This window comes from Mesorhizobium sp. M7A.F.Ca.MR.245.00.0.0, assembly GCF_003997415.1.
GTDB lineage: Bacteria > Pseudomonadota > Alphaproteobacteria > Rhizobiales > Rhizobiaceae > Mesorhizobium.
On the sequence record NZ_RZTE01000002.1, the window covers coordinates 341,517 to 363,307 of the forward strand.

The window sequence follows — 21,791 nt, forward strand, 5'->3', positions numbered from 1 at the left end:
GCATAGACAGGGCAGCGTCGCGCGCGGCCACGCTCTTCGCCTCGAACAGTCGGGTGGCCGCTTCGGGCATTGCCGCCGACGCGGAAGACAGCGGCAGGAGCAAAATGAAAGCGGATGTCAGCAGGCCTGCCAGTCGTGTCATCTTTTCCCCCCCAATATTTGTCGCGCCGCGCAAATATACACCATTTGCAACGCTGCGCTTCAACCCGCCGCGAGGACGGTTTACACAGGGCAAACAATTGGGCATCGCGTGTCGAACTATCCGCTTTCCTACAAGCTGTCCTGGCTGCCGCGTTTTCTCAAGCCATCGCTGGCCGGCGACGCGCAAGACTTTTCGCCCACTGCGGAAACGCTGATCGATTCAGCGCCAAGGCAGACGGTGCGGCTGGCGTTCGTCGGCGACATCTCAGCGGTGGCCAATCGCGGTGCGCCGGACTGCGATCCGGCGATCAAGGCGCTGCTCGGCGCGGCCGATCTGGTGATCGGCAATTGCGAAAGCCCTGTGGTGGATAGACCAAGCGCGGCGCTGGGCACAAGGCTCGGCACGCATCATGCGATGAGCGAGTTGTTTCTGGCCGAGGCGTTGGCGGCGGTTGGTATTGCGCGAGAAAAGCTCGTGCTGTCGCTGGCCAACAACCATGTGCTGGATCAGGGCATCGCCGGTTTCGACGAGACAATCGCGGCGCTGCTGCGGCTCGGCATCCGCACGATCGGCCTGGCCGCCGACGGTCCGGTTGTGCCGGTGCAGGTTGGATCGCTCAATGTAGGCTTTGCCGCCTTCACGCTGTGGCGCAACGCCGATGAAAAACTGTTTGCGGGGCGCGTTTCGATGGACAGCGATCCGGCGGGCTGGCCGCGCGCTGGCTTGGACCTTCTCTGCGCCGTGCCGCATTGGGACTGGGAGTTCCGGCATTTTCCGCGTGCCGAGACGCGAGTTCTGGCCAGGCGGCTGGCCGGGCAGGGCGTCGGACTGATCGCCGGCCATCACGCCCATGTCGTGCAGCCGGTGGAAAGGATCCACAAGACGGTGGTCGCTTATGGGCTCGGCGATTTCCTCGGCACCGCCTTCGCCCGCCAGCCATGGCCGGGTCGCATCGGCTCTATCCTCCTTGTCGATGTCAGTGCCGATGCCGGCACGCGCGGGACGATCGCGTCTTACCGGCTGCATCCCTTCATGCGCCTGCGCGCCGGCGACCGTGAGCGGCTGGTGGTGGTGGAGGCATTGGAGGGCCGAGTGCGTGACAAGGTCGAGGGGCGACTGAAAGCGGTCTTTCCTTAGTGCTGCAAGCGACGAGACGTTGCCTATGGGTCCATGGCTGGCGCATGCATTGTCTTTTGCGGCGCTGGTCGACCCCCACTCCGTCTCGGCTTCGCCGATCCACCTCTCCCCCGATCGACGGGGTAGAGGAAAGGCGCCAAGCTTTTGCCGTCAGCGCTCGTCCAGCAACGCTCCTTTCCTTTCCCTCCGGAGGGGGGAAAGGTGGCGCTGCGAAGCAGCGACGGATTGGGGGAACCACGTGGTAATCAGGCGTGGACATTTGTTGAAGAGGCACTGCAGTCGATACATCGAACAAAACCAGCTATCATGAATTTGTCGAGGCTTGCGGGGGTAGCGGTGGAAACAGCGGATTTCATGCCGAGCGAAACGGTCATCGCCGGCATCCGGAAAGACATAGAGGCCTATGAAGCGGCGAGGGCCTCGGCGGTCCGGCAAGTGCGCTGGCGGGTGCCGGTGTTCGTGGGGCTGGTGCTGGTGGCCGTGGTGCTGGTCGCGTGGCTGTTCAACAAGGTCGCCGACCCCAACGAGCAATGGGTCTCGACGCCACATGTATTTCTCTATGTGATCGGCTTCGCGGCTTCGATCCTGCTCTATTTCCAGGCCAGGAAACCGGCGACGCGGCTGCAGCAATCGTTCCGCGAGACGCTGCTGCCGATCATCTTCGGCTTCATCGCCGACATGCGCTACCAGCATGGCGTGACGCCGAATTCCTTCGACCGGTTGCCGCGCACGGCGGTTGGTCCGTTCAACCGCCAGGCGTTCGACGACATCGTCGCGGGCCGCTACGAAGGGTTTCCGTTCGAACTCTACGAGGCGCATCTGCGGGAAGGGTCGGGCAAGGGCTCGTCGACCGCCTTCCAGGGCGTCATCGTCGCCTTCGAGACCATCGCGCCGTTCCCCGGCATATTGGTGGCGACGCGCCGGACCAACGCCGTCATCAGCTTCTTTCGCGGCATATTCGCCAGCAAGCTGCAGGAGCTGTCCAGTGGCGATGCTTTGCTCGATGCCGCCTACGAGTTCCGCACCGACAATCTCGGAGCGGCACAGCCACTGGTGAGCGGCCGGCTGGCGCAGGCGCTGAAATGGCTTGGCGAAACCTGGCCCGACGATCCGGCCCGTGTCGCGCTCAATGGCAGCGATGGGTTCCTGCTGCTGCCGCAGACGAAGAACTTCTTCGAACTGCCGGATATTTCGGTGCCGCTCGACTACAGCAGGCATGTCGCGCCGATGATATCGGACATGGGCGCGATGCTGGCGACGGCGGCGCTGGTGCGAAAGATCGGCGGGAGGGACGAGGCAAGCTAGTCCGGCCGAGCATACGATCAACAATCGTAACCGGAGTTGTCACGCATATAGTCCGCTTCATCCTTCGACATTCTCTTGAACATCACACAGACGGTGAAGCTGCCGACTTGCCGCCCGTCGCGTCTGTATCCCCAGTCGGAAACATCGTCCCTGGTGAATTCTATAGTCTGGCCGAGGACGACATTGCGCACTGCCTCCGGCTGGTTTGCCAATATGCCGACGAAGCCGGTTTCCGTGCGGCGGAACGGGATGACCCAGAAGTGCTCGCGGACATTCCCATCGCGCACCTCGACCTTCAATTTGAACCTGTCCGTGCCCGAGGGCGGTGCTTCGGCCAGGGCCAGGAACTCATCCAAGCTGGCATGCGCCTTCGCAGTCGCTACCGCCATGTCGGGATCGTCCCTGGCAAACATAACCGTTTTGTCGTCGCCCGAATCCGCGCCTTGTGCGCCGGCCCATCCCGGAGCAAGCGCGAGCATCAGGGATATCATGGCCCGGACTGCAAGCTTCATGGAAGGCCCCCCTTCATCGTAACGACGCACCATCCTGCATCCGTTCCCGATTTGCAACCGGAGCGCGAGTTTTGATCCGCTTTGGAGTGGCGGTTTTGAACTGATCCATGAAACAAAATGTGTACCGAAGACCGGTCGGCAGTCTGTTTCGTGATGCCGCCCGAGGCGGATTGCGGCGGCCGCGCCGTGATCGAAACCGCCCGCCACATCTAGGCTAAACGACTCTTTTCGTGGACAGAAGTGCGCCATTGGGGGAGCCGAAGCGGCCTGAAATGATCTTGGCCGCAGACAATGTGTCGGAATTAAGCCTATGATATTGTTTGCGAAAATTCACCCAACGTGATTTGCGGAGGGAGCGCTTTCCGTTCCAGTTTCAGGCCGTCCGGTGCTGTCGTTTCCCAAGGCGGCGGTCCGGAAAGTGAAACAGCACGGAGTGCTTACCATGAAGAAGACCCTCGCAACCACCGCCGCTCTGCTCGCCTTCCTAGGCACCGCCTATGCCGCGACCGTTCAGGGCACCATCCAGGCCGTCGACCCGACGACCAAGTCGATCACCCTCGACGACGGCAAGATCTACCAGCTATCGCCGGAAGCGGCGGTCGGCAAATTGAAGGTCGGCGCCAAGGTAGCAGTGACCGTCGATGACAAGACCGGTATCGTGACGTCGATCAAGAAGGCCTCGTAAGGCGAGAGCATCGTGCGTCGGCAGACCTGCTGACCGAACTTTCAAACCCTGTTCCACTCTCATGGCCGGTCCCTACGAGGATCGGCCATTTTCATCCGTCGCCTCTCGATGCCGGGCTATCTGGATAAGATCTTTCGGCTGGACCCCAGGGACGACCGGCGGAACGCTGTCCGGCGGCATCGCTATGGTTTTTGCCAAAAAGCCGCGCTATCCCTTGGCCAACGGGGGATATTCATGGCCGACGAACAAAAAGGGTTTCGCCTGTCGCGGCGACTGCTGCTGGGTGCGGCTGTCGTCGGCGGCGCGATGCTGTGGGGCGGCAACACGGTGGCGCGGCTGGCGCGCGGGCCTTCGGGCCCAAAGAACGCAGGACGGATAGCCGATATAGACGGCTTCCCGCTGCCTCTGAAGCTGCCGGACAATGCGCCGGCCTTCGATGCGTCGCTGCCCTGGTCGGCAAAAGGCGGCGACATCAACGATGCCAGCGGCCTGTCGAGGACGCCGGTCTACGGCGTCGTCGAGGTCAGCGAGGACGAGCACATCGCCAAGGCGCTGGCCTTCGCGCATGCCAATGGCCTGAAAGTCTCACTGGCCGCCATCCGCCATTCGATGGGCGGGCATGCCTTCGACGACAACGCTCTGGTACTCGACCTCAGAAAGTTCAACAAGGTGACCGTGGATGCTGCGGCGAAGACCATGACCTTGCAGCCGGGCGCGTGCTGGCACGACATCCAGAACCTTCTGCATCCGCACTTTGCGGTGAAGGCCATGCAATCAACCGACATCTTCTCGGTCGGCGGCTCGCTGTCGGTCAATGCGCACGGCATGGACCACCAGGCAGGTTCGGTGGCGGGCTCGATCCGCTCGATGCGAGTGATGCTGGCCGACGGCTCGGTGACGACCTGCTCGCCCACCGAGAACACCGAGCTATTCCGCCACGTCGTCGGCGGCTACGGCCTGTTTGGCGTGGTGCTGGAGGCGACGCTCGATATCGTCGACAACGCCGTCTACCGCACCTCGCGCGAAATCATCAGATCGGACGATTTTCCGAAATTCTTCGCCGAGGTGCTGGAGCCGAACAAGGATATCGGCCTGTTCTACGGCCATCTGTCGACGGCGCCCGGCAATTTCCTCGAGGACATGATCGTCTACCGTTACGACAAGGTGGCCGAGCAGCCGCCGGCGGATCAGCCTGAGATCGGCGAGCCGGGATCGGTCGGGTTGAAGCGGGTGATTATCAACCTGGCGAAATGGGGCAGCCTGTTCCAGGAACTGAAGTGGTTCACCGAAAAGACGCTGGAGCCGAAATTCGAAAGCTGCACGGTGGCGCGCACCTCAGCCATGGCCGAGGGCGAGGCCTGTCTCGTCACCCGCAACAACCCGATGCACGATTCGGTGCCCTATCTCTTCAACGATCAGATGGAAGAGACCGACATCCTGCACGAATATTTTATTCCACGTGCCGCCTATGTCGAATTCATCGCGGAAGCGCGCGAGATCCTGCGCGACCAGACGCTGCCGGTGCTCAATGCTTCGGTGCGCATCGTCCACAAGGAGGATGTGGCGCTGACCTACGCGCCGGAGCCGGCCTATTCGCTGGTGCTCTACATCAACCAGCCGACCGATGCCGACGGCAATGCCAGGATGCGGGCGCTGACCCGGGCGCTGATCGACGCGACGATCAAGCATGGCGGCCGGTTCTTCCTGCCCTACCAGCTGCATTACACGGCCAGGGAGCTGCTGGCCTCCTATCCCGAACTGCCGGCCTTCCTGGCGGCGAAGCGGCAGTATGACCCGACAGAACTGTTTTCCTCGACCTTCTACCGTGCCATCAAGGCGCTGAGCGGGGTGGCGTAGACTTTAGGAGACTTCATGCGCAAGGTATCAGCCGCGGCACTCATCCTCATTGCGCTGTGCGCTGGCCCTGCCGGAGCAGAGGATCTCAAGGCCTTCAAGCTGACCATCGACGGTGTGACGGTCGATATCGATCCCGGCGAGAGCGCAGACGTGACCCTGCCTGGCGGCAAGCGGAGCAAGGTGACGCTCGAACGCAACGACTTCGCTACCTTTTCCGGCAGCGATTTTTCCTTCGTCCATCCCAGCGGCATTTCGGTGACCAAGACCGATCTCGGCGATGATATCACGCAGTATCTGATGGCGTCGGCTCTCGGCACGATCGTCGTGGTGCAGGAATATGGCGCGATGAATCCGGTGTCGCTTAACCAACTGATGCTGCAGGAGATGACCAAGGAATCGGTGCTGGCCGGCGCCACGCTGACGCAGGAGCCGACCACGCGTAAACTCGCCGACGGCAAGGAATTGACCGGCATCCACGCTGAGGTGAAGACACGCACCGACACCGCCGATTTCGAGATCGTCGGCTTCGGCGTTGCCGATCGGGGGCTGTTGTTCATCACCCGCGTTGCCGGCGAGGATGCAGCGGCCGAAAAGCCGCTCATCGACAAGTTCTGGCAGAGCCTGAAAGTCAAGTTGCAGCGGGACTAGGGTCGTGTCTCGGTTTGGATTTCGGTTGGGGCAACACTTTTGCGTAACGGCGGCGCAAGTTATTCTGACGATCCGGATGTGGAGATCCTGCAGCATGGCGAAGCTCATTTTCAGAATGAACCAGTCCCTCGACGGTTACGTCGACCACCAGAAAATGCCGTCGGGCCCGACAATCTTTCGTCACTGGATGGAGCAAGTGCGCAATTTGAGTGGCAGTGTGTACGGTCGCGGCATGTACGAGGTCATGCGCTATTGGGACGAAGACAGTCCTGAGTGGAACGCGGAGGCGCACGAATTCGCGGCGGCGTGGCGGAGCCAACCGAAATGGGTTGTGTCGCGCTCGCTGAAGTCGGTCGGCCCCAATGCCACACTTGTCGCGGACGACGTCGAGGCGGTGATAGGTGGGCTTAAGGCTGAGCTCGTCGGGGAGATTTCAGTTTCCGGACCGGACCTGGCACGAAGCCTGACCGACCTTGGTCTTATCGATGCGTACCAACTCTATTTCCACCCGTTCGTGCTTGGTCAGGGCAAGCCATTCTTCGCCGGCCCCCGGCCGCCGCTTCGCTTTGTGGCCAGCGATCTGATAGGCGACGACGTGATCAGGTTGACCTATGTGCCTGCCTGATCACGCGGCCGTCAAACGCCGGCGGGCCTACAGCCCCTTCGGCACCAGCCCGGCCAGCCAGTTCACGGAGCGTTTCGCGGCGTCGGCGGTTGCCGAAGCGGCGCGGCCGAGATCGGTCTTGACCACGGCGTAGCCGTTCTTGGTGCGATAGAGCACACCGGTTCCGCCGTCGACCACCTGTTCATAGGCGACCGGCCGGGCGGCATCCGCTTCCATGGCGGTCGTCGGTGAACCGACCGAAACGCTCGGCCGGTGGCTCAATTCAGGCGGCAATGGGCTTTCGGTCCTGACGACCCGATTGGCGGGCTTCAGTTCCGGGCGCGATGCGGTCGCGGCCAGCTGCGAGGAGGACGACGAACCCTTTGTGCGGCAGATGCCGGAGACGAGCGGATAATTGAAATTGCGCTCGTGCAGCATCTGGCTCTTCATCGCCGCTTCGCACTCGGCGACGGTCGACCATTTGGCCGGCGTCTCGCCGATATATTCGCAAAGCTTGGCGTCGCAGTCGCAGCCGACAATGGTCATGGCGACAAGGGCGGTCTTGATCACGGTCTTGTCCCTTCGAGATGCCCCCGGCAGCCCATTCATTTCTTCCCATTCCTTCGCGCGCGAACAAGGCGGGATTTGGCCGCGATTGTGGAATGGGCGTGGCGGAGCGCAGGAAATGCATGATCCTGGCCGGGCGTGGCCGAAAGGCCTCAGTAGTCGTAGACGTGTTCAAGCCTGGCGCCGGCCTTGATCAGCGCCGGCAGCACGAGATGCAGCTTGCGCACGGCGACGATCATATCGGTGCGGCGCATCGCCGGGTCGGCCGGCAGCGGATAGCTGAACAGGATGCGCATGCCTTCGGGGATGGCGATCGTATCGGTGGAGAGCACGGTGACCATGATCTCGTCATTGCCGCCGATCTCGACGAAGGAGACGCCCTTGTCGATCAGGCGCGGGATCATTTCGGTGAAGACCTGATAGCGCCTGGTGACGAAGATGGTGCCGTCAGCGCCCATGTCGCGTTCGAGCAAGGTGTCGGGCTCGTTGCGGGTGGCTTCGCCGACGGGTCCCTTGGCCCAGACATGGATGTCGAGCAAGGCGGGGTCCATCGTGGCAGCGAGGGCCTTGGTGATCAGGTCGGCATAGCCCTGCTTGATGGTGTCGGCGAGGCCGAAGGCCAGTTTGCGTTCGCTGGTGCGGATCGAACTATCGCCCGCCGCCGGCTGCACGGCAAACAGGCCGGCGCGCTTGTCGGCATAGGGGAACTGATACCAGGGCACCTGGTCGAGAAACCCTGCATAGTCCGCCGCCACCTTGGCCTGATAGATGTCGGCGGCGGTGCGCTTGGCCGTCGTCGCCTCGGTGATGCGGCCGACCGTGTTCTCATAGGCCCACTGCAATATATGCTCGATCGAGTGGCTGGTGCCGATGATGACCAGCATCTGGTGGTTGGCGTAGTTGAACTTATAGGGAGAACTGGCGCGGATGACCATGGCGTAGTCCTGCCAGAAGCGGCCGACATAGGACCAGTAGGGGAAGCCGCTCGGCTGGTCCTTGTCGACGAAGCCGGCATATTCGCGCGCGGCGTAGACGATCGCCCATTCCGGATAGGTGAGGAAGGTCGATTCCTCCGGCCGCTGGTAGCCTGGGATCTCGGCGCGAACCTTGTCGGCCAGCGCCTTGGGCGGCGCGCCGTCAGCAATGCCGGGCAGCGGCGTCTTGTCGAGCGACGACGTCGTCAGAAAGCCGTAGCTCAGCCCGGCGATCGGGATGAGGATGACGATGACGATCACCCAGAGGATCGTCTTGATGATGCGCTTCAGCCAGCGGAACAGGAACATGCCCGATCAGGCCGTGGCGAAGTGTTCGTGTATGCGCCTGGCCAGCCGGAAGCCGACATAAACGGCGAAGCCACCAATGACGAGGTGCGGCAGGTTGGCGAAGAAGCGGGCCGGGAATTCGATATCGTTGAGGGAGCGGAAGCCGTTGATGAAGATACCGGCATCGAGGCAGCCGGAACCGGTGATCAGCCCGAGCACGCCGTCGAACAGGTAGACCGAACCGAACAGCTTGAAATAGAACACCGCCTGGCGGTGCGAGATGAAGGCGGCGGCCAATGCCCAGACGCCGGAGAAGGCGTGCAGCAGGTCGTCATACCATTGCAGCGAGAACAGGCCGAACAGATTGCCGTCGGCGTCGTTGAACGCCGGTATGTAGCCGATGGCGACGACGCCGAAGAACAGGAAGGCATAGGCGACGGCAAGCTTCTGGATGAGCGTCATGAAGTGTCCCCCTCGAAGAGTCCGCCTGAAAACAGACTCTGACGCTGGGATACTAACTGATTTTGGCGCGCGGTGAAGCGGCGCCCGCGAGATCGCCGGCGAAGGATATCGAGGGGCAAAAAGGCAGTCGGCGCCAGGATTTCTCCCAGCGCCTCCCTGTCAGATCAGGACACGGTCGCGGCAGCAACTTCCGTAAAGTCGTCGCGCCTTGCCGGCCTTGATTTTGACGGTCCTGCCAGTCCGCCGCCCGAGAGCAGCGTCCGTTCGGGACCACGCCGGTCTCCACCCTTGCGGGCTTTGCCCTGCGCACCATCGAAGGCTTTTGCCGTCCTTCATGGCAGCATCGGTCCGCCGTAGGCGTTGGCACGCTTTCCGCGGCCCCGTAGGTCTCGGCTCCGTCCCTCAAAACAGGCAAGCCTGCTCTCGCTTCGGGCCGTACGGGCCTCAGGAAATCCGCCTTTCACTTTGCCTTTCGGCTTGATGATCGGTAGCCGCCTGAGATGGGTTTAACGTACGCCGGGTAAGGGTCCTGGGGAATGGCCGGAGGCCTGTGGATAACGGGATTATCGGGGATCAAGCTGGATAACGAAATTTTCCTGTCCGCCACGATGGGCCTCATCGGCGGACATTCGGCCTTGCCCTGCCGCCCGGTGCGGTCTTCAATGCCGGCAAAGGATCGGACCTGCATGTCCGGCGCCGGGGAGGGCGGGTATTTGAAAGTTGGAGTGGTTCTCAACCCGATTGCCGGTGGGGGCCGGCTGAAACGGCATTGGCCTGATGTCGCCGTGTCGCTGAAAAAGCATTTCGGCGAATTCGAACTGCGCGAGACGCAAGCGGAAGGCGACGCCGAAAGGCTGGCAATCGATCTCGCGATGATTGGCTTCGACCTGGTGATCGCGGCCGGCGGCGACGGCACCGCCAGCGAAGTGGCCGACGGGCTGCTGCAAGCGGCCAGGGAAAGCGGCCGGACCACCGAGCTTGGGCTCTTGCCATGCGGCACCGGCATCGATTTCGCGCGTGGGCTAGGGCTGCCGAAAAAGGTCGATGCCGTGCTGAAGCGGATCGCCGAAGCCAAGCCCCGCAAGGTCGATGCCGGACGCATCTGCTACGTCGACGATCACGGCGCGCTGGCCAGCCGGCATTTCATCAACATCGCCAGCCTGGGGCTTTCCGGCGCCACTGACCGCGCCGTCAATGCCGACAAGCGCAAGGGCAGGATGTCGGCCAAGGCGCTGTTCCTGTGGCGCACCGTGGTCGAGTTCATCCGCTACCGCTTCCAGGAGGTCAGCATAACGGTCGACGACGGCGTCCCCGTCGAAGCGCGCATGGCGCTGGTGGCGGTGGCAAACGGAAAGTTCTTCGGCGGCGGCATGATGATCGCGCCGGATGCGGAACTGACCGACGGGCAGTTCGACATCGTCATCCTGCGCGCGGCCGGCAAGCTGAAGCTGATCTGGGACATCCGGCTGCTCTATGGCGGCCAGCATCGCAATCATCCTGCGATCACCATCCTGCGCGGCAGGAAAGTGGTGGTCGAACCGCTCGGCGATGTCGAAAAGAACGGCGCGCTGGTCGACATAGACGGCGAGTCGCCGGGACGCATACCCGCGACCTTCGAGATCCTGCCCGGTGCATTGACGCTCAGATACTGAATCAAGCCGTTGATAGATTGATTCAGATGGATCCGCCGATCCAGCCAACGCCCTGAAATCGTTTGATATCCAGCCGGCGTCAGAGTTCGAGCTTGGCCGGGAAACCAGGTGCGCGCAGGTCGGTGCCGACGGCATCTTCCAACAGTTTGACGATCTGGGTCGACCAGGCGCCGCCGCCATAGGCGGCCTTGCCTTGCTGAAAAATGGCGTTGACGCGCGATGCCAGCTCAAGCGGCACGCCGGACTGTTCGCTCATGGCGAGCGCGAAGCCGAGGTCCTTCAGCGCCAGGTCCATGGTGAAGCCGATGTCGTAGGAGCCGTTGAGGATGAGCTGGCTTTCGGTCTCATGGACGAAGCTGTTGCCTGAGGAGGCTGATATGGCGTGGTAGGATTGGGCGAGGTCAAGCCCGCCCTTTTTGGCCAGCATCAGCGCTTCGCCGGCGGCAACGAGATGGATGAAGGCGAGCATGTTGGTGATCACCTTGATCACCGCCGCCGAGCCGACCGGACCCATCAGGAACGACTTCGCGCACATCGCCTCGATGGCCGGTCGATGACGCTCGTAGAGCGCAGGATCGCCGCCGACCAGCGCCGTGATCTTTCCGGCCGCCGCCAGATGCACGCCACCGGTGACCGGGCATTCCAGCGTCTCGACGCCCCTGGCCGAGGCGAGGGCAGCGAGGCGGGTAATTTCGTCGCGGCCGTTGGTCGACATCTCGATCCAGGTGCCGCCTGCGGGCAGGCCCTCCAGCAGACCATCGGCGCCCGCCAGCACGGCTTCGCTCACCTTCGGAGAGGGCAGGCAGGAGATTGCGTTGCCGGCCCGTGCGGCGGCCTCGGCCGGGCTGCTCGCTGCGGTGCTGCCGAGCGCCACCAGGCGCTCGACGGCGGCGGGATCACGGTCGAAGACCGTGACGGCAAAGCCGTTGCGGATCAGGCTGGCGGCAAGGTTGCCGCCGAGGTGGCCAAGGCCGATGAAGGCGTAGCTTTCGCTCACGGCGTCAGCGGCGTCTGCAGCATCTGCAGATGCAGGTCCTTGCCCGTGTAAGGGTGTGCTTCGCAGACCGCCTCGTTGAGCTCGACGCCGAGGCCGGGCTCCTTCGAGGGGATGATTTTGCCGTCCTGCCACTCGATCTTTTTCTTCAGCAGCGTGGCGTGGAAACCGTCCCACTGCTTCAGCGATTCGAGGATGAGGAAGTTGGGCAGCGTCACCGCCAGTTGGATGTTGGCCGCACCGACGATCGGTCCGCAATAGCAATGCGGTGCGATCTGGATGTGGTAGGCCTCGGCCATCGCCGCGATCTTCTTGGTCTCGAGGATGCCGCCGGAGCGGCCAAGGTCCGGCTGCAGGATGGTCGCGGCGCGGTTCTCGATGACGCGGGCGAACTCGAACTTGGTCGTCAGGCGCTCGCCGGTGGCGATCGGGATCGAGGTCGCGCGGGCCACTTGGGCCATGACCTCAGGCATATCAGGTGGCACCGGCTCCTCGAACCACAAGGGATCGTAGGGTTCGATGGCGCGCGCCATGCGCAGCGCGCCGGACGCTGTGAACTGGCCGTGCGTGCCGAACAGGATGTCGGCGCGGGTGCCGACCGCCTCGCGGATCGCCTTGATCATGCGGGTGGACAGGTCGATATCGACGAGGCGCGGCTGATGGCCGTCGAAGGCGGTGTAGGGGCCGGCGGGGTCGAGCTTGACGGCATTGAAACCCTGCTCGACATATTCGAGCGCACAGGCAGCGGCGAGATCTGGATCGTTGTAGACGTTCTTGCCGTGCGCATCCTCGGAATGGACGCTGCCGCTGTGCGGATAGAGATAGGTGTAGGAACGCAGCGTTTCGTGCACCTGGCCGCCGAGCAGTTTATAGACCGGCTTGTCGGCTTCCTTGCCGATGATGTCCCAGCAGGCCATTTCCAGCGCCGAGAAGCAGCCCATGCCGGACACATCGGGGCGCTGGGTGAAGCCGGAGGAATAGGCGCGGCGGAAGAAATTCTCGATGTCATGCGGGTCGCGGCCGATGAGATAGCGCTCGGCCATGTCCTCGACCATCCGGGCGGTAACATGGGCCGAGAAGGTGGCGTTGTAGGCCTCGCCATAGCCGACGACGCCGCCGTCGGTGGTCAGCTTGACGAAGATGAAATACTTGCCGCCGATGCCGGGCGGCGGATTGCCGACAACCCAGGTCTTGACGTCGGTGATCTTCATTCTTGGTCCTCCAGAACCAGTTCGGCGCCTTTCCAACCGGTCATGATCGAGGCGGCGTTGGTGTTGCCGGTGATGTTGTCGGGAAAGATCGAGGCATCGATGACGCGCAAACCTTCCAGACCATGCACCTTGAGGCGCGGGTCGACGACGGCGCGCGCGGGATCCGGCCCCATGCGGCAGGTCGAGACCGGATGATAGACGGTGCCCGAGCGCTTCCGGAAATCCTGGACCAGATCGGCGTCCGAGGTGATCGAGGGACCGGGCAAAACCTCTTCCTCGATGATCTCGGCCATGGCAGGCATCGAGGCGATCTTGCGCACGAATTTCACCGCCGCCAGCATCTCCTCGACATCGGCATTGGTGGAGTAGGCATTGGCCGTTATCCTGGGGTAGTCGCGCGGATTGGCCGAGCGGATCATGATCTCGCCACGGCTCGACGGCCGGCAGTTGGACAGGCCGATGGAAAAGCCCGGCCATGGGTCGGGCGTCAGGATGGGGCGCTCGCCGCTCTTGGGAATGACGGTCGAGAAGGCCTGGAAATAGAGCTGCATGTTGGGCCGCGTCGCCGCATGGTCGGTGCGGAAGAAGCCGCCGGCATTGTTCATCGACAGCGACAGCGGGCCGGAGCGGGTCACGATATACTGCATGCCGACCAGCAGCTTGCCCCACCAGGGGCGCAGCGTCTGGTTGAGCGTCGGCAGCTTGCCCTTGAAGGTGTAGTTGATGCCGACATGGTCCTGCAGATGCGCGCCGACATTCTCGTTGGCGTGGACCATCCGGATGCCCAGGCCTTTGAGCAGGGCGGAAGGGCCGACGCCGGACAGCTGCAGCAATTGCGGCGAGTTGATCGAACCGCCCGACAGGATGATTTCGCGGCCGGCACGCGCCGTCTTCATCTCGCCGTTCTGCTGGTATTCGACGCCGACGGCACGCTTGCCCTCGAACAGGATTTTTGTCGCCAGCGCCTTCATCTCGACGCGGACATTCCCGCGCTTCATCGCCGGGCGCAGGAAAGCGCGCGCCGCCGACATGCGGCGGCCATTGCGGGTCGAGATCTGGTAGATGCCGACGCCTTCCTGGGCGGCGCCGTTGAAATCCGGGTTGAGCGGCAGGCCGGCCTGCTGGCCGGCGGCGAGATAGCGCCTGGTCAGCGGGTGGACGGCGTTAGAACAGTCTGTGACATGCAGCGGGCCGCCGACACCGCGCCATCGGTCAGCGCCGACCTGGTTGTCCTCGAGCGCCTTGAAGGTGGGCAGCAGATCGTCATAGCCCCAGCCGGGATTGCCGGCGGCTGCCCAGGCATCGAAATCCTCACGCGCGCCCCTGATCCAGACCATGGCGTTGATCGAGCTCGAACCGCCGAGCAGCTTGCCGCGCGGCCAGTGATCGGCATTGCCGGCGAGGCCCGGGTCCGGCTCGGCCTTGTAGTTCCAGTTGACGTCGGGATCGAAAAAGGTCTTGCCGTAGCCGAGCGGCATCTGCACGTAGAAGCGGCGGTCGGTGCCGCCGGCCTCCAGCACCAGCACCGAGAAGCGTCCCGAGGCCGAGAGTTTTTCGGCCAGGACCGAGCCGGCCGAGCCGGAGCCGACGATGATGAAATCATAGGTCTGCATGATGATGCGGCGGCTCCGGAAAATTGGCTGCAGCCTAGACGCGGCGGCGCTCCCAAGTCGCCGCGCCTTCCGGCATCAGTTGTGAAAAAAGCGACCGCCGAACTGGTCGAGTTTGCGGGGATACCCGACAATCGCGCTTGATATGCACCGGGGCGACAGCTTATGCGATGGGATCGGCCACTCTGCGGAAGGCAGGAAATCATATGCGGACCCTTCCTGACGCGTTCATTCCCGAACTGCCGGGCCACTACAGCGGCAAGGTCCGCGAGAACTATGACCTTGCGGATGGCCGGCGCATCATCATCGCCACCGACCGCCTCAGTGCCTTCGACACCATCCTGACGTCGATCCCCTGCAAGGGCGAGATCCTGACCCAGACGGCGCGGTACTGGTTCGAGGAAACCGCCGACATCTGCCCGAACCATGTTCTCGAATACCCCGACCCGAACGTCGTCGTCGGCACAAGGCTCGACATCCTGCCGGTCGAGATCGTCGTGCGCGGCTATCTGGCGGGAACCACCAGCACCTCGATCCTGACGCGCTACAAGCGCGGTGACCGCGACATGTACGGCATCCGCCTGCCGGATGGCCTGCGCGACAATGAAAGACTGGCGGAGCCGATCATCACGCCGACCAGCAAGGCCGCGCATGGCGGCCATGACGAACCGCTGTCCAAAGCCGAGATTCTCGAGCAGGGTCTTCTCACGCAGGCGCAGTGGGATACCGTATCGGACTACGCCTTGCGGCTGTTCGCCCGCGGCCAGCAGCGCGCCACTGAGCGCGGCCTGATCCTAGCCGACACGAAATACGAATTCGGCACCGACAAGAACGGGACCATCATTCTTGCCGACGAAATCCACACGCCCGACAGCAGCCGCTACTGGATCGCGTCGAGCTACGGACAGGCGCTTGCCGACGGCAGCCGGCCGGTTAGCTTCGACAAGGATTTCATCCGCTCATGGGTCTCGGCGCGCTGCGATCCCTACAGCGACCCGATCCCCAAAATACCCGACGAGATCGTCGAACAGGCTTCCGGGGTCTACGCGCAGGCCTATGAGGCGATCACGGGTAAGGAATTCTCGCCGGACCTTTCCGGGGACAGCGTGCTGGATCGCATCAGAGCTAACCTTGCAGGTTATTTTTGAGAGGTGCCCCTCTCAGCTAACGCCTGGTCTTAAGTCGCGCAGTCGACCCCCACTCCAAAACCCGAAGCCGCTGGAAATCAGGCGCAACCGCGCGAATGCCAGGGTTAGCTTATGGCCATGGAGGCCAGGAAACAGCAGCTGCGGCGCGTTGACCTGGTCCTGCAGCGGCGATACGGATCGATGATCATCAGCTCACAAGGATTTCTCGCATGGTGCACTACGCTGAAGGACGGCCGCTTGGCGATCTGACGCTGCGCACTCTGGCCATGCCTTCGGATGCCAATGCGGCGGGCGACATTTTCGGCGGCTGGGTGATGGCGCAGATGGACCTGGCCTGCGGCATCCGCGCCGCCGAGCGCGCCAAGGGCCGCGTGGTGACGGCGGCGGTCAAGGAAATGTCCTTCGCCAAGCCGATGAAGATCGGCGACACGCTGTGCATCTACACCCATGTCGAGCGCGTCGGCCGCACCTCGATGACGCTCAAGGTCGAAGCCTGGGCGCAGCGCTACCTCTCCGACCTGATGGAAAAGGTCACCCATGCCGATTTCGTCATGGTGGCGCTGGATGGCGAAGGCAAGCCGAAAGCGGTTCCCGCCGAAGGCTGACGAAAGCCGACTTCTCCCACGCATGGCCGTTTGTAACTGGAGCCATGTGGCGGACCTGTTTCGTGACATCCAATGGTTGCCTCAGTGCCCGATCCTGCTGCAATCGGAGGAGAGACAATGCGTCAACATCTGCTGAACGGTTGGCTCGTGGCAGCCCTGGTCGCGACGACCTGCCTGCTCGGCGTGACCGCTTATGCGGAGGTGAAGGAAGACATCTCGCGCAGTGCCTGCACGCATGGGGAACAGGCTCCCGGCAAGCAGGGCGCACGGTGTGATAGCTGTGGCGCCGCGCGATGCGATGTCCGCGCATCAGGAGCCTGAGCGGCAGCCGTCAGGGGACGGCATGAGCGGCAATCCGCCAGCCAAAACGGCGCGTGCATTCGGGCAACGATACGCGCAGCCGAGATAGAATTTCCGATCGGGCAAGCCGGATGTTGCGTGCGCGTCTGAATCCCTTGCAGCGCAAGGGTTTCAGACGCGGGCGCCGTCGAATTTTTCGCGCGCCGCCTTGACGCGCATGGTGTTCGCGCGCGCCCATTCGCTCAGTGCGCTGACGGGGATCAGCAGCTCGTGGCCGAGCTCGGTCAGCTCATAATCGACGCGCGGTGGAATGGTTGGAAACACGGTGCGGGTGACGAAGCCGTCACGCTCCAGCCCGCGCAAGGTGGTGGTCAGCATCTTCTGCGAGATGCCGCCGACGGCGGCGCGCAATTCGTTGAAACGCAGCGGTCCGTCGCCCAGCTTTCCGACGACCAGAACGGTCCATTTGTCGCCGACGCGCTGCAGGATTTCCGAGATGGCGCGGCAGTCTTCGGAGCGGTGTGGGTGCCTCGGTAACAAAAAAGTGCCTTCTTGTGCATCGCGTTTGCAGTATCTCATATAGCGCAGGTATCCAAATGATACCAGTACTTCGTGCAAGGAGAGCCCTTATGTCCAAACCCAAAATTGCCATCGTCGTCGGATCGACGCGCGCCGCTCGTTTCGCCGATGTGCCAACCCAGTGGATCGCCAAAATCGCCAAGTCGCATGCCGACATAGACGTCGAGATCGTCGACCTGCGCGACTTCCCGCTGCCGTTCTTCGACGAGGTCGCATCCTCCGCCTGGGCGCCGTCGCAGAACGAAGTGGCACAGCGCTGGCAGAAGAAGGTCGCCGAATTCGACGGCTTCATCTTCACCGCCGCCGAATACAATCATGGCCCGACGGCCGTGCTGAAGAACGCCATCGACTACGCCGCCAATGAATGGAACAAGAAGCCGGCCGGCTTCGTCGGTTATGGAAGTGTCGGCGGCTCGCGTGCCGTCGAACAGCTTAGACTGTATGCCGTCGAATTGCAGATGGCGCCGGTCAAGTCGGCCGTCCACATCGCCTGGGGCGATTTCCTCGCCGTCCGCCAGGGCGAGAAGAAGCTGGAAGACCTCGAGCATCTGAACCAGGCCGCCACCGCGCTGGTCAACGATGTTGCGTGGTGGGCCAAGGTGCTCAAGGCAGCGCGTCAGGCCGACGCCGTTGCCGAGGAAGTCAAGGCGGCCTGACCGCCAATTCGAGTTATCCTCCCAAGGATCCGGGGCGGCGCTTGCGTCGCCCTTTTTCAATTATAGCGGCTCGAATTGAAAGCTGGCGCCGGATCGGACGACGCGGCCGATGCCGGGCGAATCCAGATGCGCGCCGGCAACGAAACAATGTTCGTCGGCTGCAAGCGCCAGCAACCGCAACCGGCTTTCGCGCGCCTGGTCCTGATCGGCGTCGAATTCCCACGTCACCTCAGGTCGATCGAACTGAAGCGATGGGACGTGAACGGTGTCGCCCCAAATCAGAACGCGTTCGCCGCCGCTCGAAACGCGAAAGCAGCTATGTCCCGCTTCATGGCCATGAGCGTCGACAATGTCGACATGTGTCCCGATACGGTCTCCGGCTTCGAAGGGTTCCGCCATGCCGTGAAATCGTTCGAGCCGCGCTTCGGCGCGAAAAAAGCCGAGCTCTTCCGCGGGAACGAGCAAGCGCGTCAGGCGCGGGAAAGCGTCGCGGCCGTCGGCAAGCACAAGACCATGGATGTGGTCGAGATGCGTGTGGGTGAAGCAGACGGTACGGACTCGTCCGGCATCGATGCCAGCTTCGTCCAGCGCCTCGGGAAGTCGGCCCATGGTGGGATGCCAGGCGTTCGAGGCGCCGGTATCGATCAGGATGATCCCGTTTCCATCGTCAATCGCGAAGGCATTGACGGAAAGCCTGAGTTGACCAGCAACCAACGCGACTTGTTGCGGCAATTCATCGCCAAATGGCTTGTCGCCGCGTTGCCGAAGCCGTCCGATCGGCATGTCGACATAGCCATCGCGCAAGGAGGTGATGCGCAAATCACCAAGATCGTAGGTCTGATAAAGGTCGCCTGAAGCTATGCGGCGCATTTTTTCCGATCCGTCTGTAAACAATCGACAACATGCGACGGGCCAGCCGCGTCGGCAACCCGCCCCGTCAATTCGATCTATGCCATGTGTGCGTGCGTCGCCTGCCGTGACCGGATGATGCAGTCGGCGAGGCGGTCCGCCTCGTCCAACTCGTCGGTATGGTGCTGATATCCGGATGTCGCGACAGCCGCGAACACGATGCCAATCGGGGTGGACTGCTACATCGACGGGACTGCCATCTGGTCGCGCCCTTTGCCCTGATATATCCGGCTGCATTCCGTTACATGAGTGAAACCGTGAAGACATCCAGCCTGACCGGCGCCGTTTCCCCGATGATCCCGGTGCTCGTATGCGCGCTTGCGATCTTCCTGCTGTCCGGGATGGATGCGGCGATGAAGATCCTGGTCATCGCGGTCGGCGTCTACAACACCTTGCTGTGGCGCAGCGTGGTCGCGACCGTGGTCGCGGGCGCGGCCTGGCTGGCGGGGCCGCGCTTAAAGCCAACCGTTCCGGTGCTGAGGCTGCATGCGCTGCGTGCCGCGGTTGTCGGCGTCGTCCTGATATCCTTCTTCTGGGGCTTGGCCAGGCTGCCGCTCGCGGAGGCGATCGGGCTCAGTTTCGTGGCGCCCTTGTTTGCCCTGTTTCTCGCCGCGCTACTGCTGGGCGAACGGATTCGGCGCCAGGCTGTCTGGGCATCGTTGGCCGGCATTGCCGGCGTCGCCATCATCATGGCCGGCCAGTTCGGGAAGGCAGACTATTCGCAAGACGCCATGCTCGGCACGGCGGCGGTGCTCGTATCGACGGTGTTCTACGGCTACAATCTCATCCTCGCCCGGCAACAGGCGCAGTTGGCCAAGCCGATCGAGATCATGCTGTTCCAGAACCTTTGCGTTGCCATCCTGCTCGGCCTCGCGGCACCCTGGCTCGCCGTCGCCCTGCCGACCGATCTGTGGCTTCCTTTGGCCGGGGTGACGGTGCTGTCGCTCGCCGGGCAATTCCTGATGAGCTGGTCCTACGCCCGCGCCGAAGCGCAATATCTGATCCCGACGGAATACTCGGCCTTCATCTGGGCGGTCGCGCTCGGCTGGTTCTTCTTCGGCGAGGAGGCGACCTGGACCACCTTGGCCGGAGCATGCCTGATCGTCGCCGGCTGCCTGATCGCCGCGCGGGCCAATCCAAGGCTTGCCGAGCCCATCGAAATGGCGGTTTGAGCGCCGACGTTCAGCGCCCTGCAGGTTCGCGAAATACCCCAGTCTCCACCTCGTGGATGAAGTGAGCGATGAGAGCCGCGCATTGGCGATGATGCGTTTCGAGAAGCATGTGTCCGCTCTCAAAGACATGGATTTCGACTGCGTCGAGGTCGCGGCTGTAGGCCATGATCTCGTCCAGCGCGAAGAAGGCGTCGTGCCGTCCCCACAGCACGAGGCATGCTGGCTGTTGGTCGCGGAGATAGGCCTGGATGGCCGGGAAGCGGGCGATGTGCGAGCCATAATCGGTGAAGAGTTCGAACTGAATGTCGGTGTTGCCGGGCCTCGCCAGGCGCTCCGTATCGAGATACCAACCCTCGGGCGGAAACAACACCTTCAGGCGCTCGGGGAGACCGCCGATATATTGGTTTCGGGTCCCCTCGAAATTCATCCAGTCCGGCAGTTTGGCGCGGTTTTCTTCAGTCGGTTCGGCGAAGAATGCCTTCGGCGCGTCCCATTCCGGTCCCAGCCCCTCGTCATGAGCATTGCTGTCCTGCGCGATCAGGCCGAGGATGCGATCCGGCTGCCGTGTGGCGAGATGGTAGCCGACAGGCGTGCCGAAGTCAGTGATGTAGAGGAAGAATCGCTGGATGCCGAGGGCCTCGACGAAGGCTTCGATCGTGTTGGCCAGGTTCTCGAACGTGTAGTCATAGGCATCGATGGAAGGGGCGGACGAAAAGCCGAAACCGGGCAGGTCCGGCGCCACCACATAGGCTGTCTCCGCCAGCGGTTCGATGACATTGCGATAGACGTGCGACGAAGTCGGATATCCGTGCAGCAGCAGGATTGCCGGTCTGCCGGGGTCGCCGGCATGACGGTAGAAGATGTCGAGGCCGTCGACATTGATGGTTTCGTGGTAGGTCTTGTAACGATTGCTGCACATCCTCTCTCTCCCAGTGGTCCGCGCCGACCTGGCGGTGCTATGGGTTTGACACCACGTATCCCTGTGATAGTGGTTACATCATGTAACCGTATAATGCGGTTAATGAGGTTATGTTCCGTGGGCGATGCATACACCGAATGGGTGCCGGATCACTTCATCGGCGGGCATCCCGCTTTGGACCTGTCGAATGCCGTGTTCGACCGGCGGGCGCCGGCAGCTGATAATGAACTGTTCAAGTCCGTCCGGGATGTTGCGAACTGGTTCAACGCCTCAGGGCTTGCTGACGATCGCCAGGCGCAGGCCGTTGCCGAGATAGCGGATGGGCGGTTCGTGGAGCGCGTCCGCGAAGTGCGGGAGGCGTCATTTCAGATTTTCGAGTCGATCGCCGCGGGCAAACCGTCTGCGGAAGAACCGCTAGATCATGTCACCGTTTCACGGGAACGGCGAGCTGCTCTAACTCTTTGTTTTGACGCAATCCCGGACGGAAAACCGCTTCACACTTTTCCTGGAATTGCTCTAGGCGTGTTATTCTCGCGCACGGCAAGCTCGCTTGCCGCCGGCTCTATCGAACTGGATGGCACCAGGCCGAAGCTTGCCCTTGCCCGGTGGCGGGACCCGGACGCCGTCACCGCCTTGCTGGCCATGCTGTCCATTGAAGCGTTCTTCACCCTGCCGCGCGACAGGCTGCATTCCTGCCCTCGCTGTGGCTGGCTTTTCCTCGATACGTCGCGAGGCGGCAAGCGGCGCTGGTGCAGCATGCGCACCTGCGGCAATCGCGAGAAGGTCTCGCGCCACCGAGATCATGCCCATGCCTAGACCCGGGTTAGCCACGTCGTTTTGCTGCGGGCAGGCCGA

The 21,791-nt window shown here is 62.8% G+C and carries 23 protein-coding genes; 13 read left to right on the forward strand and 10 right to left on the reverse strand.

The window, feature by feature from the left end; all coding sequences use genetic code 11:
* Positions 1-250: 250 nt before the first annotated feature.
* Together EOB80_RS04695 and EOB80_RS04700 are read left to right on the forward strand one after the other, a co-directional pair.
* Complete coding sequence (locus tag EOB80_RS04695; protein WP_127326814.1) at positions 251-1,279, forward strand: CapA family protein; 1,029 nt, start codon at positions 251-253, stop codon at positions 1,277-1,279.
* Between the two features lie 354 nt (positions 1,280-1,633).
* Entirely contained in the window at positions 1,634-2,584 is a 951-nt protein-coding gene (locus tag EOB80_RS04700) for a hypothetical protein (protein ID WP_245466242.1), read from the forward strand.
* A gap of 17 nt (positions 2,585-2,601) precedes the next feature.
* On the opposite strand, the gene EOB80_RS04705 is transcribed toward EOB80_RS04700, so the two are convergent.
* The gene (locus tag EOB80_RS04705) at positions 2,602-3,096 is read right to left on the reverse strand and encodes a DUF2314 domain-containing protein (RefSeq protein WP_127326870.1); all 495 of its coding nucleotides are present in this window, start codon (positions 3,094-3,096) and stop codon (positions 2,602-2,604) included.
* Positions 3,097-3,538: 442 nt separating this feature from the next.
* Here EOB80_RS04705 and EOB80_RS04710 point away from each other — a divergent pair, with 442 nt between their 5' ends.
* The 4 genes from EOB80_RS04710 (at position 3,539) to EOB80_RS04725 (ending at position 6,911) form a co-directional block, all read left to right on the forward strand.
* On the forward strand, positions 3,539-3,781 hold the full coding sequence (locus EOB80_RS04710; protein WP_027039358.1) for a DUF1344 domain-containing protein: 243 nt from the start codon (positions 3,539-3,541) through the stop codon (positions 3,779-3,781).
* A gap of 234 nt (positions 3,782-4,015) precedes the next feature.
* Complete coding sequence (locus EOB80_RS04715) at positions 4,016-5,638, forward strand: FAD-binding oxidoreductase (protein ID WP_127326816.1); 1,623 nt, start codon at positions 4,016-4,018, stop codon at positions 5,636-5,638.
* Positions 5,639-5,653: 15 nt separating this feature from the next.
* Positions 5,654-6,286, forward strand: coding sequence for a hypothetical protein (locus EOB80_RS04720; protein ID WP_127326817.1), 633 nt, complete (start codon positions 5,654-5,656; stop codon positions 6,284-6,286).
* 94 nt (positions 6,287-6,380) lie between these two features.
* Positions 6,381-6,911 (forward strand): dihydrofolate reductase family protein, encoded by a 531-nt coding sequence (locus EOB80_RS04725; protein WP_127326818.1) that lies wholly within the window; start codon positions 6,381-6,383, stop codon positions 6,909-6,911.
* Positions 6,912-6,938: 27 nt separating this feature from the next.
* On the opposite strand, the gene EOB80_RS04730 is transcribed toward EOB80_RS04725, so the two are convergent.
* From EOB80_RS04730 to EOB80_RS04740, 3 genes are all read right to left on the reverse strand, one after another.
* Positions 6,939-7,460, reverse strand: coding sequence for a hypothetical protein (locus tag EOB80_RS04730; protein WP_127326819.1), 522 nt, complete (start codon positions 7,458-7,460; stop codon positions 6,939-6,941).
* Positions 7,461-7,609: 149 nt separating this feature from the next.
* Complete coding sequence (locus EOB80_RS04735; protein WP_127326820.1) at positions 7,610-8,740, reverse strand: hypothetical protein; 1,131 nt, start codon at positions 8,738-8,740, stop codon at positions 7,610-7,612.
* 6 nt (positions 8,741-8,746) lie between these two features.
* Positions 8,747-9,181, reverse strand: a complete 435-nt coding sequence (locus EOB80_RS04740) for a hypothetical protein (protein ID WP_127268292.1) — start codon at positions 9,179-9,181, stop codon at positions 8,747-8,749.
* Positions 9,182-9,894: 713 nt separating this feature from the next.
* On the opposite strand from EOB80_RS04740, the gene EOB80_RS04745 reads away from it, so the two are divergent.
* On the forward strand, positions 9,895-10,833 hold the full coding sequence (locus tag EOB80_RS04745) for a diacylglycerol kinase family protein (protein ID WP_127326871.1): 939 nt from the start codon (positions 9,895-9,897) through the stop codon (positions 10,831-10,833).
* A 79-nt stretch (positions 10,834-10,912) separates the two neighbouring features.
* Here EOB80_RS04745 and EOB80_RS04750 read toward each other — a convergent pair whose 3' ends face one another.
* Genes EOB80_RS04750 through EOB80_RS04760 form a run of 3 tightly spaced genes read right to left on the reverse strand, consistent with a single transcriptional unit; the run spans position 10,913 to position 14,651 of the window.
* A complete protein-coding gene (locus tag EOB80_RS04750; protein ID WP_127326821.1) occupies positions 10,913-11,830 on the reverse strand; it encodes an NAD(P)-dependent oxidoreductase in 918 nt (305 codons plus the stop codon).
* A complete protein-coding gene (locus tag EOB80_RS04755) occupies positions 11,827-13,038 on the reverse strand; it encodes a mandelate racemase/muconate lactonizing enzyme family protein (protein WP_127326822.1) in 1,212 nt (403 codons plus the stop codon). Before EOB80_RS04755 ends, EOB80_RS04750 begins: the two co-directional genes overlap by 4 nt.
* Positions 13,035-14,651 carry a GMC family oxidoreductase N-terminal domain-containing protein gene (locus EOB80_RS04760; RefSeq protein WP_127326823.1) on the reverse strand — a complete coding sequence of 539 codons (1,617 nt, stop codon included), beginning with the start codon at positions 14,649-14,651 and terminating at the stop codon, positions 13,035-13,037. The genes EOB80_RS04755 and EOB80_RS04760 overlap by 4 nt, the downstream gene beginning before the upstream one ends.
* A 203-nt stretch (positions 14,652-14,854) precedes the next feature.
* On the opposite strand from EOB80_RS04760, the gene EOB80_RS04765 reads away from it, so the two are divergent.
* The 3 genes from EOB80_RS04765 (at position 14,855) to EOB80_RS04775 (ending at position 16,722) form a co-directional block, all read left to right on the forward strand.
* The gene (locus tag EOB80_RS04765) at positions 14,855-15,796 is read left to right on the forward strand and encodes a phosphoribosylaminoimidazolesuccinocarboxamide synthase (RefSeq protein ID WP_127326824.1); all 942 of its coding nucleotides are present in this window, start codon (positions 14,855-14,857) and stop codon (positions 15,794-15,796) included.
* A gap of 209 nt (positions 15,797-16,005) precedes the next feature.
* A complete protein-coding gene (locus EOB80_RS04770; protein WP_013530049.1) occupies positions 16,006-16,401 on the forward strand; it encodes a hotdog domain-containing protein in 396 nt (131 codons plus the stop codon).
* Positions 16,402-16,518: 117 nt separating this feature from the next.
* Positions 16,519-16,722 carry a hypothetical protein gene (locus EOB80_RS04775; RefSeq protein WP_127271958.1) on the forward strand — a complete coding sequence of 68 codons (204 nt, stop codon included), beginning with the start codon at positions 16,519-16,521 and terminating at the stop codon, positions 16,720-16,722.
* Positions 16,723-16,872: 150 nt separating this feature from the next.
* Here EOB80_RS04775 and EOB80_RS04780 read toward each other — a convergent pair whose 3' ends face one another.
* Positions 16,873-17,241, reverse strand: coding sequence for a helix-turn-helix domain-containing protein (locus tag EOB80_RS04780; protein WP_024504168.1), 369 nt, complete (start codon positions 17,239-17,241; stop codon positions 16,873-16,875).
* An 89-nt stretch (positions 17,242-17,330) separates the two neighbouring features.
* Between EOB80_RS04780 and EOB80_RS04785 the strand changes: the two genes are divergently transcribed.
* On the forward strand, positions 17,331-17,936 hold the full coding sequence (locus tag EOB80_RS04785) for an NADPH-dependent FMN reductase (RefSeq protein ID WP_023809763.1): 606 nt from the start codon (positions 17,331-17,333) through the stop codon (positions 17,934-17,936).
* A 60-nt stretch (positions 17,937-17,996) separates the two neighbouring features.
* Here EOB80_RS04785 and EOB80_RS35960 read toward each other — a convergent pair whose 3' ends face one another.
* Positions 17,997-19,112 carry an MBL fold metallo-hydrolase gene (locus EOB80_RS35960; protein WP_348629496.1) on the reverse strand — a complete coding sequence of 372 codons (1,116 nt, stop codon included), beginning with the start codon at positions 19,110-19,112 and terminating at the stop codon, positions 17,997-17,999.
* Here EOB80_RS35960 and EOB80_RS04800 point away from each other — a divergent pair.
* A complete protein-coding gene (locus EOB80_RS04800) occupies positions 19,091-20,017 on the forward strand; it encodes a DMT family transporter (RefSeq protein WP_127326826.1) in 927 nt (308 codons plus the stop codon). The genes EOB80_RS35960 and EOB80_RS04800 overlap by 22 nt on opposite strands.
* A 10-nt stretch (positions 20,018-20,027) precedes the next feature.
* Here EOB80_RS04800 and EOB80_RS04805 read toward each other — a convergent pair whose 3' ends face one another.
* Positions 20,028-20,936, reverse strand: a complete 909-nt coding sequence (locus tag EOB80_RS04805) for an alpha/beta hydrolase (RefSeq protein ID WP_127326827.1) — start codon at positions 20,934-20,936, stop codon at positions 20,028-20,030.
* 117 nt (positions 20,937-21,053) lie between these two features.
* Here EOB80_RS04805 and EOB80_RS04810 point away from each other — a divergent pair, with 117 nt between their 5' ends.
* On the forward strand, positions 21,054-21,752 hold the full coding sequence (locus EOB80_RS04810; RefSeq protein ID WP_127326828.1) for a CGNR zinc finger domain-containing protein: 699 nt from the start codon (positions 21,054-21,056) through the stop codon (positions 21,750-21,752).
* Positions 21,753-21,791 lie beyond the last annotated feature (39 nt).